This is a genomic window from Acrocarpospora corrugata (genome assembly GCF_009687845.1).
Classification (GTDB): Bacteria; Actinomycetota; Actinomycetes; order Streptosporangiales; family Streptosporangiaceae; genus Acrocarpospora; species Acrocarpospora corrugata.
Genome location: NZ_BLAD01000064.1, coordinates 61,178 through 74,154, shown reverse-complemented (window position 1 = coordinate 74,154; position 12,977 = coordinate 61,178). Strand labels below are relative to the sequence as shown.

Below are 12,977 nucleotides of genomic sequence, written 5' to 3'. Positions count from 1 at the left end.
CTAGCGCGGTGGCGTGGAAGCTCATCGGCCGGACGGAACGGTGAAAGCGTGAAAAAGTAGCAGTATGACCCTGCGGCTGATCGAAGAGGGCGCGAAGAAGTCCAGTGTGCTCTGGCTGGCTCTGCCGGCCGGGACCAGGCTCGCCTGGCACGTCTGGCACGACGGGGCGATCCACCTGGTCACCGGCGGCGACGAGCAGGAACTCCCCGGCCTGGCGAACACTCCCGAGATCGAGGTCATCCTGCGCAGCAAGGACAACGGCTCCCAGCTCGTCCGTTTCCCCGCCACCGTGGCGGTGCTCGACCAGGCCGAGCACCCCGAGGTGGTGGCCGCGCTGGCCAAGGAGCGCCTCAACGCCATCGACAGCGCCGCCCTGACCGCCCGCTGGGCGGCCGGCTCCCTGGTGGTACGGCTAACGCCCGTCAACGCCGGTTAGCACCGGCTGCTCCACCGCGACCGGCTCTGGCCGTCGGCTCGCGGTGGCGGTCTGCGCGAGCAGCGCGCCCAGCAGCACCACCGCGCCCCCCACGATCTGGTAGACGCCCAGGCTCTCGCCGAGCAGGATCCAGGCCAGCATGGCGGCGCCGATGACCTCCAGCGTGGCGACCGTCGCCCCGACCGCCGCCGAAAGCCGCCGCACCGCCGTCACCCCCGCGATGTACGCCACGACGGTGGCCACCACGATCAGCCAGGCCGCCGCCCCCGCCACCGGCAGGGTGAACCCGTTCACCGTGGCGCTCCGGCCGAACGCCGACCAGTCGATGCCCCACGGCTGGGAGACCGGCACCAGCACCAGGGCAGCCCCGATCATGCCCCAGGACACCAGGCCGAGCGGGTCGACGTGCAGGTTCTCGCTCATCAGGAAATATCCGGCGCAGCACGCCGCCGCCAGCAGCGCCAGCACCAGCCCCAGTGCGTCCAGCCGCAGTCCCTGCCAGACCTCCACGACCACGCCCAGGCCGAGCACGGCCACCAGCGCCCCCAGGTAGGCGGCGCGCGGGAGCCGTACCCGCCGGATGAAACGCACCCAGAGCACCACCAGCACCGGCGCGGTGTACTCGATCAGCAGGGTCACCCCGACCGGCAGCCGGGTGATGGCCAGGAAGAACAGCGCCTGCACCCCGGCCACCGCGATCACCGCGTACGCGGCGAAGAAGCCCAGCCGGTCGCGGGGGATGCGCAGCGCGCCCGGCCGGAAGACGGCCAGCACGAGCAGCAGGATCAGCCCGGCCCCGGCCATCCTGACCCACACCGATTCGAGCGCGGTGAGCCCCGCGGCTCCCAGATATTTGGCCATCGGCCCGGAGAATCCGAAGCACAACGCCGACAGAATCGCGATTCCCAAGCTAATTGACCGGATCATGACCCATCCATGTAACTACCGTTTAGTGCTATTGATCCTGTCATACCGTGCGGGATGGACGCAGCCCCATAACCTTCGAGCGTGGATCGGATCTTCGTGGCCCGGCTGGCGGGGCTCCCGGTGTTCGACCCGGCCGGGGACCGGATCGGGCGGATCAGGGACGTCGTGGTCGGGCTGCGCGGGACGCAGCCGCCCCGGGTGCACGGGTTCGTGGTCGAGGTCCAGCCCCGCCGCCGGGTGTTCCTGCCGATCACCCGGATCATCAGCATGGAGACCGGCGCGGTCATCTTCACCGGCCAGCTCAACCTGCGCCGCTTCGAACGGCGCGAATCCGAGACGCTCGCCATCGGCGAACTGCTGGACCGCCCGGTCAGCCACGACGGCGAGGCCGGCACCGTGCTCGACCTGGCCATGGAGCACCGCCCGCCGGAGTGGCTGGTCACCAAGGTGGCGGTCCGGCACGGCACCCGCCGCCGGGGCCAGACGGCCATCGCCGACTGGCACGAGGTGCCCGGCCTGGACCGCCCGCCGCAGGACCAGGGCGCGGCCAGCCTGCTCGCCGCGTTCGAGACCATGCGCCCCGCCGACCTGGCCAGCCTGCTGCACGAGCTGCCCGACAAACGGATGGCCGAGGTGGCCGCCGCGCTCGACGACGACCGCCTCGCCGACGTGCTGGAGGAGCTCCCCGACCGGGACCAGGTCGTGGTGCTCGGCAACCTGGACGCGGTGCGCGCCGCCGACGTGCTCGCCGAGATGGGCCCGGACGACGCCGCCGACCTGCTCCAGGACCTGCCCGCCGACCAGGCCGAGACGCTGCTCGAACTGATGATCCCGGAGGAGGCCGACCCGGTCCGGCGGCTGCTCGACTACCCGGAGGAGACCGCCGGGGGCATGATGACCACCGAGCCGGTGATCCTGCCCCCCGACGCCACCGTGGCCGTGGCGCTTGCGCACATCCGCAACCAGGAGCAGACCACGGCGATGGCCGCCCAGGTGTTCGTCTCCCGCGCCCCCACCGAGACCCCCACCGGCCGCTACCTGGGCCTGGTGCACTTCCAGCGGCTGCTGCGCGAGCCGCCGTCCACCCTGATCGGCGGCCTGGTGGACCCCTCGCTCGACCCGATCAGGCCGGAGTTCACGCTGCACGAGGTCGCGTCCTACCTGGCCACCTACAACATGGTCGCCAGCCCGGTGGTGGACGGCGTGGGCCGGCTGCTCGGGGCGGTCACGGTCGACGACGTGCTCGACCACCTGCTGCCCGACGACTGGCGGGAGCGGCATGACTGACCGGCTGGACCAGCCCAGGGACCTGCGGCCGCGGCTGCGCCCGCACTACGACCCTGAGTCGTTCGGGCGGCTGGCGGAGCGGATCGCCCGCTTCATCGGCACCGCCAGGTTCCTGGTCTACATGACGGTGTTCGTCGCGGTGTGGGTGGGCTGGAATGTGCTGACGCCGCTGAAGTTCGACCCCTATCCCTACATCTTCCTGACGCTGATGCTGTCGTTGCAGGCGTCCTACGCCGCGCCGCTGATCCTGCTGGCGCAGAACCGGCAGGCCGACCGGGACCGGGTGCAGAACGAGCAGGACCGGCTCGCGGCCGAACGGAACCAGGCGGAGATCGAATATCTGACCCGGGAGATCGCCGGACTGCGGATCGCGTTGAGCGAGGTCACCACCCGGGACTACCTCAGAACCGAACTCCAGCGGCTCGGCGAGCAGCTCGGTTCGTCGGAACGCCGCTGAGTTCGTAGCATGAACGTATGGCACCGACCCCAGAACTGGTGACAGCCGCGCTGGCCAAGGTCAACGACCCCGAGATCCGCCGGCCGATCACCGAGCTCGACATGGTGAAGAGCATTGACATCTCCCCCGACGGGGCGGTGCGCGTGGGTATCTATCTGACCGTCGCCGGCTGTCCGATGAAGGACACCATCACCCGTGACGTGACCGCGGCCGTCTCCGCCATCCCGGGCGTCGCCCGGGTGGCGGTCGAGATGGACGTGATGAGCACCGAGCAGCGCAAGGTGCTCCAGACCAAACTCCGCGGCGACCGCGGCCCCGAGAAGGAGATCCCGTTCGCCAAACCCGGCTCGCTGACCCGCGTGTTCGCGGTCGCCAGCGGCAAGGGCGGCGTCGGAAAGTCCTCGGTGACCGTCAACCTGGCCGCCGCGATGGCGGCGAGCGGCCTGAAGGTGGGCGTGCTGGACGCCGACATCTACGGCCACAGCGTGCCGCGGATGCTCGGCGTCGGGGAGCGCCCCACCAAGGTGGAAGACATGATCATGCCGCCGGTGGCGCATGACATCAAGGTCATCTCGGTGGGCATGTTCAAGCCGGAGGGCAACAGCGCGGTGGTCTGGCGCGGCCCGATGCTGGACCGGGCGCTGCACCAGTTCCTGGCCGACGTCTACTGGGGCGATCTCGACGTGCTGCTGATGGACCTGCCGCCGGGCACCGGCGACATCGCCATCTCGGTGGCCCAGCGCATGCCGACCGCCGAACTCCTGGTGGTCACCACGCCGCAGCAGGCGGCGGCCGAGGTGGCCGAGCGGGCCGGCTCCATCGCCGCGCAGACCCACCAGCAGGTGGCCGGGGTGATCGAGAACATGTCCTGGCTGCCCTGCCCGCACTGCGACGAGCGCATCTCGCTGTTCGGCGAGGGCGGCGGCCAGGTGGTGGCCGACGCGCTGACCCGCACGCTCGGCTCCCGGGTGCCGCTGCTCGGCCAGGTGCCGATCGACACCCGGCTGCGCGAGGGCGGCGACGAGGGCAAGCCGCTGGTCCTCACCGCGCCCGACGCCCCCGCGGCGGTGGAGCTGCGCCGGATCGCGGCCGGGCTCAGCAAGCGCTCCAACAGCCTCAAGGGCCGCAAGCTCGACCTCACGCCGACCTCACGCTGACCTCACGCCGACCTCACGCCGAACAGCCAAAAGCCCGCCCATCCGGGCGGGCTTTTTCAATCGCTCAGGTCGCCTCGTTGTCGTAGGGCGGGATCTCCCCGCTGTTCAACTCCACGGCCGCGGGAACCGGAACCGGCGGCTCCAGTGGCGGCGGCTCCGGCTCGTCCCAGTCCTTCTCCACCTCGTCCAGCAGATGCTTGCGGACGAACGTCTTCGGGTTCAGGTCTGCCGGGTCGAAGTTCTTGAACTCCGGCCCCAGATTCGCTTCCAGATCGCTGCGCGCGTTGTTGGCCATCTGCCGTAGTTGCCGCAGCGTGCGCCCCGCCTGGGAGGCCGCCTGCGGAAGCTTCTCCGGGCCGAAGACGAGCAGCGCGATCACCACCAGCGCTATGATCTCCGGCCAGCCGAGTCCGAACACGGCGATCTCCCTCCACTACCAATGTGTTCAGACTAATGCCGTCATGAACATGCTCACGAAGGCTGGGCACTCGGAGCGGGCGCGGCCCCGATGGTCACCGTCGTGGTGCGGTCGGAACCCGCGCGCTGGTATTTGAATACGACCTGGTCACCGGGGGCCTTGCTGCGGATGGTGACGATCAGTTCCCGGCTGTCACTGACCGGCTGCCCGTCCACTTCCAGGATTACGTCGCCGGGCCGCAGCCCCGCCTTGTCGGCGGGCCCGTCCGGAGTGACCGGCTCGACCCCCCGCTCGGCCTGCGCCGCGATCCGCACGCCCTGCCCCTGGTACTGCTGGTCGATGCTGATCCCGATCCGCGAGGTACGGGCGCTGCCGGTGGTGATGAGCTCCTCGGCGATCCTGCGCACCTGGTTGACCGGGATGGCGAAGCCGAGGCCGATGCTGCCGGTCTGCCCGCCGAGCGAGGAACCGCTGCCCAGGGTGGCGATCGCCGAGTTGACGCCGATCACCTCGCCGCGCGCGTTGACCAGCGGCCCGCCCGAGTTGCCGGGGTTGATCGCGGCGTCGGTCTGGATCGCGTTGATCAGCGCGGAGTCCCGGCCGCTCTCGCCGCCCGCCTCGACCGGGCGGTTCAGCGAGCTGACGATGCCGGTGGTGACGGTGCCGGTGAGGCCGAGCGGTGACCCTATGGCGATGACCGGGTCGCCGACCACCATCGAGTCCGAGTTGCCCAGCGCCACCTCGGGGGAGCCGAACGTCTCCTCCGGCTTCACCACCGCGATGTCGGAGTTGGGGTCCCGGCCGACGATCCTGGCGGTGGTGGACTTGCGGTTGCTGAACTTGATCCGGATCTCGCCGCCGGTGGAGGCCACCGCGACCACGTGGTTGTTGGTGACGATGTAGCCGCCCTTGATCAGGAAGCCGGAGCCGGTGCCCGACTCGCTGCCGCCGCGCACCTCCAGCGAGACCACGCTGGGCAGCACCTTGGAGGCCACCCCGGCGACCGACTCCGGCGGCCTGGCGGTGGTGCCGGCCGGCGCGGACGGGATCACATAGTTGGGGTCCAGACCTGCGCTGGACCCGCTGAGCAGGTAGGTGCCGTAGCTGCCGGCCGCGCCCGCGACCAGCGCGATCAGCACGGCCAGGAACGCCATCAGCCCGGTGCGCGGGCCCTTGCCGTCCCGCGTGTCCCGGCTCGGCTGCGGCGGCGCGCCACCGGGCGGGGGCGCCCAGGACGGGCCCATCCCGTACGCGTTGACGGGCGGCGGCGGACCGGCGGGCTGGGTGGGCGGCGGGCCGGGAGGCTGGCCGTACTGATCCCCGAACGGGTCCTGGTACGGACCGGTCGTGTGGTGTGGGGTGAACTCCGGCCCCGGCCGACGGTACTGCGGGGCGGGGCCCCCGGCGGGGTTGCCCCAGCCGGGACGCGGTCCTTCCGCTGGAAGGAACTCAGGCCGGTCCGACGCGTCGAATGAACGCGTGTCGTCGGTCATCGGTGCTTTTCACTCCCACGCGAGTCAGCGGTGGCCTTGTGCCATCCTCCGGCGAACGGCATACGACTGATGTAAAGCGAAATCGTATGCCGTCTCGATCCCCATCATTCGGCAGGGTAGTCGCCCGATCAGGACATCAGTGCACAAGCGACGGCCGTGCGCTCGGGGTGGCGCTCGGCGAGGGCCGGCCGAACGGGGCGGCGGTGTTGGGGGCGGGCACCATCATCTCCGGGGGCCTGGTCGGGCGAGGCTCGCCGCTGACCATGAACAACGTCCCCAGAGCGACGGCGGCGGACGCGACGCCCACCGCCACATACCCGACCCGGCGACTACCACGTCCCGGTCCTGAGGCGCCGGCTGACCGGCGCGGCCGGTTGTCGACCGGCGCCAGGCTGTACATGCCCGGCAGCGCCCGCAGGTCCGGCGGGCCCGGCTCCGGCATGCGCAGCAGCGACATGGTCAGATCGGCCGGAACGGGCGGCGGATCCATCAGGCGCAGCCGGCTCTTGAGCGCCCGGAACGCCTCCACCTCCGCCCGGCAGTCGGCGCAGAAGGTCAGGTGGGCCAGGGCGCGTTCCCGGTCGTTGTGACCGAGTTCGCCGTCGATCAGCGCGGATACGCGCTCTCCAAGATGCGTCATGCTCCCTCCTCGTGGTGCTGTCGGGGGCAGGCGGCGCGCGAGTCGCTCATCTGCCCTCCCGGGTGAACGACGAAGGGGGGAGCTGGTCGTCGCGCGGAGCCCGGTGGTCCAAAGCTTCGCGCAACTGCGAGCGGGCTCGGTGGATGCGGCTGCGGACGGTGCCGAGCTTCACCCCGAGCGTCGCGGCGATCTCCTCATAGGACAGGCCTTCGATGTCACAGAGCACGACGGCGGCCCGGAACTCCGGCGCCAGCGCGTCGAGCGCGGCCTGGATGTCGGGTTCGAGATGGGCGTCGTCGTAGGCCTGGGCCGGGGACGGCTCGCGGCCGCGAAGCCGCTCGGCCGCGTCGTCGGCCAGGCCCTCGAACCGGATGCGCTGCTTGCGGCGCGCCTGGTCCAGGAACAGGTTGGTGGTGATGCGGTGCAGCCAGCCCTCGAACGTCCCAGGGGTGTAGCTGGACAGCGAGCGGAACACCCGGACGAAGACCTCCTGGGTCAAGTCCTCGGCGTCGTGCACGTTCCCGGTCAGTCGGTACGCGAGCCGGTATACCCGCGCGGAGTGCGTGCGAACGACCTCCTCCCAGCTGGGAGGTGTCCAGTCAGACACCGAAGTGTCCGCCTGGTGGTCCGCGTCGTCCACCAGCAACCCTTTCTCCAAGACCGTAGCTACCCCCATTGTGCCCTTCTGTTCTCATTGCCGCGCCGTACTGGGCGGCAGCTGCCTGGGACTGCGAGAATAAAGACCGTTCAAAGCGTGCAACGTCCTCGTTGTGGCGTGAGTTCCCGTTCGGGGCTTACTCCCCTACGCTTCAGAACCATGAATACGGCGAGCCTGGCTCATGCGGAGGACTTCGTCCCGGAGGACGAGGTGCTACGAGCCGCGCGGCAGCGGGGCACCGAGGTGGGCGCGCCACCCATCCTTCCTGGTGGCGGGGCCGCGCTCAGCTTCCTCGCCACGGCGATCAACGCGCGCGCGGTCGTCGAGATCGGCACCGGGTGCGGGGTGTCCGGGCTCTGGCTGCTCCGCGGCATGCGCGCGGACGGAACTCTCACCAGTGTGGACTCCGAGCCCGAGCACCAGCGCCTGGCCCGGCAGACCTTCGCCGAGGGCGGTTTCTCCGGCAGCCGGATCCGGCTGATCGTCGGCCGCGCCCTGGACGTGCTGCCCCGCCTCGCCGACGGCGGCTACGACCTGGTCTTCTGCGACGCCGCCAAGCAGGAGTACGGCGACTACCTGGCCGAAGCCATCCGGCTGCTCCGGGTCGGCGGCATCGTCGCCTTCGACAACGCCCTCTGGCACGACCGGGTCGCCGACCCCACCCAGCGCGACCCGGACACCGTCGCCGTCCGCGAGCTGGGCAAGCTGGTGCGCGCGGACGAGCGGCTGCGCCCGCTGATGCTCCCGCTCGGCGACGGGCTGCTGGCCGCCGTCAAACTCAGCTGAGCCAGTCCAGCAGCATCCGGACGCCGAACCCGGTCGCGCCCTTCTCGGCCCTGGCCGGTCCTGCGATGTCCAGGTGCGCCCACGGGCGCTTGCCCACGAACTCGCGCAGGAACAGCGCCGCCGCCACCGAGCCGGCCACGCCGGACATCCGCTTGTCCACGTTGGCCAGGTCGGCGACGTCGGAGTCCAGGTCGCTCAGGTAGTCGTCGATCAGCGGCATCCGCCACAGCCGGTCGCCGGTGCGCTCGCTGGCGGCCAGCAGTTCGGCGGCCAGGCTCTCGTCGTTGGCGTAGAGCGCGCCGATGCCGGCGCCGAGGGCGACCTTGGCCGCGCCGGTCAGGGTGGCGATGTCCACCAGCGCGTCCGGGTTCAGTTCTGCGTCGGCGTAGGCGAGCGCGTCGGCCAGGACCAGGCGGCCCTCCGCGTCGGTGTTGAGCACCTCGACGGTGCGGCCGCCGTACTGGACGATGACGTCGCTGGGGCGCTGGGACGAGCCGGAGAAGGCGTTCTCGGCGCAGGCGATCAGGCCGGTGACCCGGACCCCTGAGCCGAACTCGGCGAGCGCGCCCATCGCGGCGATGATGGCCGCGCCGCCCGCCATGTCGGTCTTCATGGTCTTCATGCCCTCGGAGGTCTTGAGCGAGAGACCGCCGCTGTCGAAGGTGATGCCCTTGCCGACCAGCACCACGTGCCGGTCGTAGGAGGCGGGCTCGTAGGTCATCTCCACCAGGCACGGCGGGTTGGCCGAACCCTGGCCGACCGCGCGGATGCCGCCGAAGCCGGTCAGTTCGGTGTCGACCCGGACGCCGAGGCCGGCGCCCGCGCCGAACTCCACCGCCTGGGCGGCCAGCCAGCCGGGGGTTTTGACCGAGGCGGGGGTGTTGACCAGGTCGCGGGCCACGGCGGTGGCGCGGGCCGCCGCCTCGCCGCGCCGGATCGCGGCCGCGTCGCCGCCGACGAAGACGATCTCCTCGACGGCCTTGGTGCGGATCTCGCCGATGGTGAAGGTGTAGACGGCCAGCAGCGCGCTCTCGACCAGGGCGGCCAGGTCGCCGGACGGGGGGAGCAGGATTGTCAGGCTCGGCCGGCCCTTGACCCGGCCGCCCAGGGCCGCGCCCGCTTTGCGGAGGTCGTCGCCGATGCCGTACAGGAGGATGCGCCGGACGCCGTCGCCGTGCGCGACGGGGAGCTCCAGGACCTCGCCGGGCTCGCCTTTGACCTGGTAGTGCGCCAGCAGGGCGGCCAGCGGGATGGGCAGCTCCACCGCCGGCTCCAGGTCGGGGCCGAACGGGACCGCCAGGAATTCCGCGTCGGCGGCGGCGTGCGGCGCGACGGTCAGTCGGGTGTGAATGGGCACGGTCACTCCTGGAAGACATTCGAGGCGGACGGTCGAGGGCGGAGGTTCGATGGCGGAAACAGAGCGGCCCCGGCGCGGGACGCACCCGCCGCCAGGGCCGATATCGATTGATATGCGGCTAGGTCAGCCGACCACGTTCTTCAGTGCGTCGCCGAGGGCGCTGGCCTCATCCGCGGACAGTTCGACGACGAGCCGCCCACCACCCTCCAGCGGGACCCGCATGACAATGCCCCGGCCTTCCTTGGTGACCTCCAGCGGACCGTCACCAGTCCGCGGCTTCATCGCCGCCATGCGTGTATCCCTTCCCGCGTTGTCGACCGCCCCCGAGGAGGCGGTCGGCGCATTCACGTCTTCTGTGATGTCCTATTATCCCGCCTCCGAGCTCAATAGGGTAATGCCCGGGGCTCTTTTGTGGATCAAAGCGTGCCCACCTATGCATTGTCGGAGACAGATCCTGACCCCACACTTGGTGGGGTGAACGCCCGAGCCGCGCTTTTCGATCTCTACGGGGACCACCTGCGCACGCGGGGCGGCCGTGCCTCGGTGGCGGCCCTGGTCCGGCTGCTCGCCCCGCTGGAGGTCGCCGCCCCCGCCGTCCGCACCGCGATCTCCCGGATGGTGCGACAGGGCTGGCTGGACCCGGTACGGCTGCCGCAGGGCCCCGGTTACGGGCTCACCCCCAAATGCGCCAGACGGCTCGACCAGACCGCCGCGCGGATCTACCGGGGCGCTGCCGTCACCTGGCCGGGCCGCTGGCATCTGCTGGTGCTGGAGCCGATCCGGGAGCGCCCGCGCCGCGAACGGCTCCGCGCCGACCTCTCGTTCCTGGGCTACGCCCCGCTTTCTGAGACGACCTGGATCGGTCCGAGACCGTCGCCCGAACTCGACGGATTAGGGTTATCGGCTGACCGATTCGAGGCGGTGCTGGAAGGCGATCCGCGCGATCTGGTGGCCCGCGCCTGGGACCTGGACGCCATCGGGCTGGCGTACGAGGATTGGCTGGCGGGCGCGATGACCTTGGTCGCCTCGCTGCCGGACGACGCCCCCGACGATCAGGTGTACGCGATCCGCAGCCAGCTGGTCCACACCTGGCGGAACTTCCTGTTCCGCGACCCGGGGCTGCCGCCCGCTCTGCTGCCGCCCGGGTGGCCGGGCGAGAAGGCACGGGCCTACTTCGACCAGGAGGCGGCCCGGCTGCTTCCCCGGGCCGCCGCGTTCGTCGACCGCAATCTGGATGGCAGCCCGTGACCGTCACCCCCGAGACCGCCAGCTCGCGCCCCGGCTGGCTGGAGCTCTTCTTCGACCTGGTCTTCGTGGTCGCGATCGCCAAGCTCGCCCACCACCTGGAGGGCGACCCGGGCTGGCACGAGTTCTGGGAGTTCCTGGTCCTGCTGCTGCCCGCCTGGTGGGCCTGGCTCTCCTTCACCGTCTACGTCAACACGGTCGGCAGCGGCGGCACCAGGACCAGGCTCCTGATGCTGGCCGGGATGCTCTTCCTGGGCGTGCTGGGCGCGGCCGTCCCTGACGGGCTGGGCGAGCGGGCGCCCGCCTACGTGCTCGGCTTCGTCGGCACCCGGGTAGTGCTGTTCCTGCTCTGGCTGCCGCTGGGGCGCGACCCCGGCGTCGAGTGGAACCTGAACCGGATCATGCTGTTCAACGGCGGCAGCATCGCCGTCTTCTCCGCCTCGCTGCTGGTCGCGGAGGACGTGCGGCCGTTCGTCTGGCTGGCCGCGATCGCCTTCGAGCTGGTCGTCCTGGTGTACGCGCAGCGCTCCCAGGTCCGCGACTACAACGTGTCCCACATCGTGGAGCGGGTCGGGCTGTTCGTCATCATCGTGCTGGGCGAGTCGGTGGTGTCCTCGGTGAACGCCGTCGACGCGACCTGGGCGCCGGGCGCGTGGCTGGTCGCCGTCCTCGGGTTCGTGCTGTTCGCGGCGCTGTGGTGGGGTTACTTCGAGTTCGGCGCGACCACCGCGGCGGCCAAGCTGCGGGAGGGCGAGAACCAGCGGATCAGGGACGTGATGGGGATCGGGCACTTCCCGGTGGTGGCCGCGCTGATCGCGATGGCGGCCGGGCTGGGCACCGCGATCACCGACCACGCCCACCATCTGCCGGCCGGGGCGGCGATCACGCTGTGCGGCGGTCTCGCGCTGTTCCGGCTGACCTTCGCCGGGCTGGGCATGCGGCTCGGGTTCTCGCTGCGGCGCTCGCTGCGCTGGGCCGGGCCCGGGGTGCTCGTCCCGCTGGCGGTGCTGGCGGTGGCCGGGCAGCTGCCGCCGTGGGCGGTGCTGGCGCTGCTGTGCGCGGAGGCGATCGGGCAGGTGGTGCTGGTGACCGGGAAGCGGATCAGGCTCCGGCTCGCCGCCTACCCACCCTGACCACGCAGTCCGCGAGGTGGTCGTCGACCAGGCCGATGGCCTGCATCAGCGCGTACGCGGTGGTGGGGCCGACGAAGCGGAAGCCGTGCTTCTTGAGGTCCTTGGCCAGCGCGACCGAGCCGGGGGTGGTGGCGGGGACGTCGGCCATGGTCTGCGGGATGGGTGCGTCCGGGTCGGCGTACTTCCAGATCAGGGCGGACAGGCCGGCCGGGAGGTCCAGGGCGGCACGGGCGTTGGCGACGGCGGCCTCGATCTTGGCGCGGTTGCGGACGATGCCGGGGTCGGCCAGCAGGCGGTGCACGTCGGCCTCGCCGTACGCGGCGACCTTGGCGAGGTGGAAGCCGTCGAAGGCGGCCCGGAAGTTCTCGCGCTTGCGCAGGATGGTGATCCAGGACAGGCCGGACTGGAACGCCTCCAGGGTGACCCGCTCGTAGACGCCGTCGTCGTCCCGGACCGGGCGGCCCCACTCCTCGTCGTGGTAGCTCAGGTAGAGCGGATCCGAGGTCGCCCAGGCGCAGCGGACCACGTGATCTACCACGCCTCCTCCACGTCGGCGCGGTCACCCTCCCAGGCGGGCGCGCCGTTGGGCATCTCAGGCAGGTGCTCGGTCTTCGGCGGTTCGGCCGGGCGCGCGTACGCCTCCTGGCGGGCCTGCAGGCGGCCGGTCAGGAGTTCGGCGACCCGCTGCTCCAGCACGGCGATCCTGGTGTCGCGCTCGCTCAGCGCGGTGGCGGCCCGTTCCAGGGTCTCGTCCACGGTCTGGGTGTGGTAGCCGACCAGGCCGATCGGCAGGTGCAGGGACATGAAGTCGACCGCGTTCAGCTGCCCCGCCTCGGGCAGCTCCAGCGGCGGCACGTCGGGGTGGAACTCGGCGAGCTCACCGCCTCGGCCCAGCGAGACCAGCACCACGCATCCCAGCACGGCCAGAGCGGCGACCACGAGTACGACCAGCACATACGAATCGTGCCACAACTCCCACGGGT

General features: G+C 71.1%; 16 protein-coding genes. 7 read left to right on the top strand and 9 right to left on the bottom strand.

What is annotated here, in order from left to right:
* Window positions 1-64: 64 nt before the first annotated feature.
* Window positions 65-436, top strand: a complete 372-nt coding sequence (locus tag Acor_RS25455) for a hypothetical protein (RefSeq protein ID WP_246239092.1) — start codon at window positions 65-67, stop codon at window positions 434-436.
* On the opposite strand, the gene Acor_RS25450 is transcribed toward Acor_RS25455, so the two are convergent.
* Window positions 413-1,345: an EamA family transporter gene (locus Acor_RS25450; protein ID WP_308805688.1), complete on the bottom strand. Its 933-nt coding sequence runs from the start codon at window positions 1,343-1,345 to the stop codon at window positions 413-415. The two genes, Acor_RS25455 and Acor_RS25450, sit on opposite strands and share 24 nt — an antisense overlap.
* A 99-nt stretch (window positions 1,346-1,444) precedes the next feature.
* On the opposite strand from Acor_RS25450, the gene Acor_RS25445 reads away from it, so the two are divergent.
* From Acor_RS25445 to Acor_RS25435, 3 genes are read left to right on the top strand one after another with little or no spacing between them, the layout of a single operon-like run.
* On the top strand, window positions 1,445-2,650 hold the full coding sequence (locus Acor_RS25445; RefSeq protein ID WP_155339258.1) for a magnesium transporter MgtE N-terminal domain-containing protein: 1,206 nt from the start codon (window positions 1,445-1,447) through the stop codon (window positions 2,648-2,650).
* Window positions 2,643-3,107 (top strand): DUF1003 domain-containing protein, encoded by a 465-nt coding sequence (locus tag Acor_RS25440; protein WP_155339257.1) that lies wholly within the window; start codon window positions 2,643-2,645, stop codon window positions 3,105-3,107. The genes Acor_RS25445 and Acor_RS25440 overlap by 8 nt, the downstream gene beginning before the upstream one ends.
* 17 nt (window positions 3,108-3,124) lie before the next feature.
* Entirely contained in the window at window positions 3,125-4,264 is a 1,140-nt protein-coding gene (locus Acor_RS25435) for an Mrp/NBP35 family ATP-binding protein (RefSeq protein WP_155339256.1), read from the top strand.
* A 64-nt stretch (window positions 4,265-4,328) separates the two neighbouring features.
* Here the strand turns inward: Acor_RS25435 and Acor_RS25430 are convergent, their stop codons facing one another.
* From Acor_RS25430 to sigE, 4 genes are all read right to left on the bottom strand, one after another.
* Window positions 4,329-4,682, bottom strand: a complete 354-nt coding sequence (locus Acor_RS25430; RefSeq protein WP_155339255.1) for a sec-independent translocase — start codon at window positions 4,680-4,682, stop codon at window positions 4,329-4,331.
* A 53-nt stretch (window positions 4,683-4,735) separates the two neighbouring features.
* A complete protein-coding gene (locus Acor_RS25425) occupies window positions 4,736-6,175 on the bottom strand; it encodes a S1C family serine protease (RefSeq protein WP_155339254.1) in 1,440 nt (479 codons plus the stop codon).
* 136 nt (window positions 6,176-6,311) lie between these two features.
* A complete protein-coding gene (locus Acor_RS25420) occupies window positions 6,312-6,815 on the bottom strand; it encodes an anti-sigma factor family protein (protein WP_155339253.1) in 504 nt (167 codons plus the stop codon).
* A 46-nt stretch (window positions 6,816-6,861) separates the two neighbouring features.
* A complete protein-coding gene (sigE, locus tag Acor_RS25415; RefSeq protein WP_155339252.1) occupies window positions 6,862-7,491 on the bottom strand; it encodes an RNA polymerase sigma factor SigE in 630 nt (209 codons plus the stop codon).
* Window positions 7,492-7,632: 141 nt separating this feature from the next.
* Between sigE and Acor_RS25410 the strand changes: the two genes are divergently transcribed.
* Window positions 7,633-8,259, top strand: coding sequence for an O-methyltransferase (locus tag Acor_RS25410; protein ID WP_155339251.1), 627 nt, complete (start codon window positions 7,633-7,635; stop codon window positions 8,257-8,259).
* Here the strand turns inward: Acor_RS25410 and Acor_RS25405 are convergent.
* Together Acor_RS25405 and Acor_RS25400 are read right to left on the bottom strand one after the other, a co-directional pair.
* Complete coding sequence (locus tag Acor_RS25405; RefSeq protein ID WP_155339250.1) at window positions 8,252-9,616, bottom strand: leucyl aminopeptidase family protein; 1,365 nt, start codon at window positions 9,614-9,616, stop codon at window positions 8,252-8,254. The two genes, Acor_RS25410 and Acor_RS25405, sit on opposite strands and share 8 nt — an antisense overlap.
* A 123-nt stretch (window positions 9,617-9,739) precedes the next feature.
* A complete protein-coding gene (locus tag Acor_RS25400; protein ID WP_083502187.1) occupies window positions 9,740-9,907 on the bottom strand; it encodes a DUF3117 domain-containing protein in 168 nt (55 codons plus the stop codon).
* A gap of 183 nt (window positions 9,908-10,090) precedes the next feature.
* Between Acor_RS25400 and Acor_RS25395 the strand changes: the two genes are divergently transcribed.
* The gene (locus Acor_RS25395) at window positions 10,091-10,864 is read left to right on the top strand and encodes a PaaX family transcriptional regulator (protein ID WP_155339249.1); all 774 of its coding nucleotides are present in this window, start codon (window positions 10,091-10,093) and stop codon (window positions 10,862-10,864) included.
* On the top strand, window positions 10,861-11,994 hold the full coding sequence (locus tag Acor_RS25390) for a low temperature requirement protein A (RefSeq protein ID WP_170317072.1): 1,134 nt from the start codon (window positions 10,861-10,863) through the stop codon (window positions 11,992-11,994). The genes Acor_RS25395 and Acor_RS25390 overlap by 4 nt, the downstream gene beginning before the upstream one ends.
* Here the strand turns inward: Acor_RS25390 and Acor_RS25385 are convergent.
* Both Acor_RS25385 and Acor_RS25380 read right to left on the bottom strand, forming a co-directional pair.
* Window positions 11,963-12,532, bottom strand: coding sequence for a DNA-3-methyladenine glycosylase I (locus Acor_RS25385; protein ID WP_155339247.1), 570 nt, complete (start codon window positions 12,530-12,532; stop codon window positions 11,963-11,965). The two genes, Acor_RS25390 and Acor_RS25385, sit on opposite strands and share 32 nt — an antisense overlap.
* The gene (locus Acor_RS25380) at window positions 12,526-12,948 is read right to left on the bottom strand and encodes a hypothetical protein (RefSeq protein WP_155339246.1); all 423 of its coding nucleotides are present in this window, start codon (window positions 12,946-12,948) and stop codon (window positions 12,526-12,528) included. The genes Acor_RS25385 and Acor_RS25380 overlap by 7 nt, the downstream gene beginning before the upstream one ends.
* Window positions 12,949-12,977: the final 29 nt, after the last annotated feature.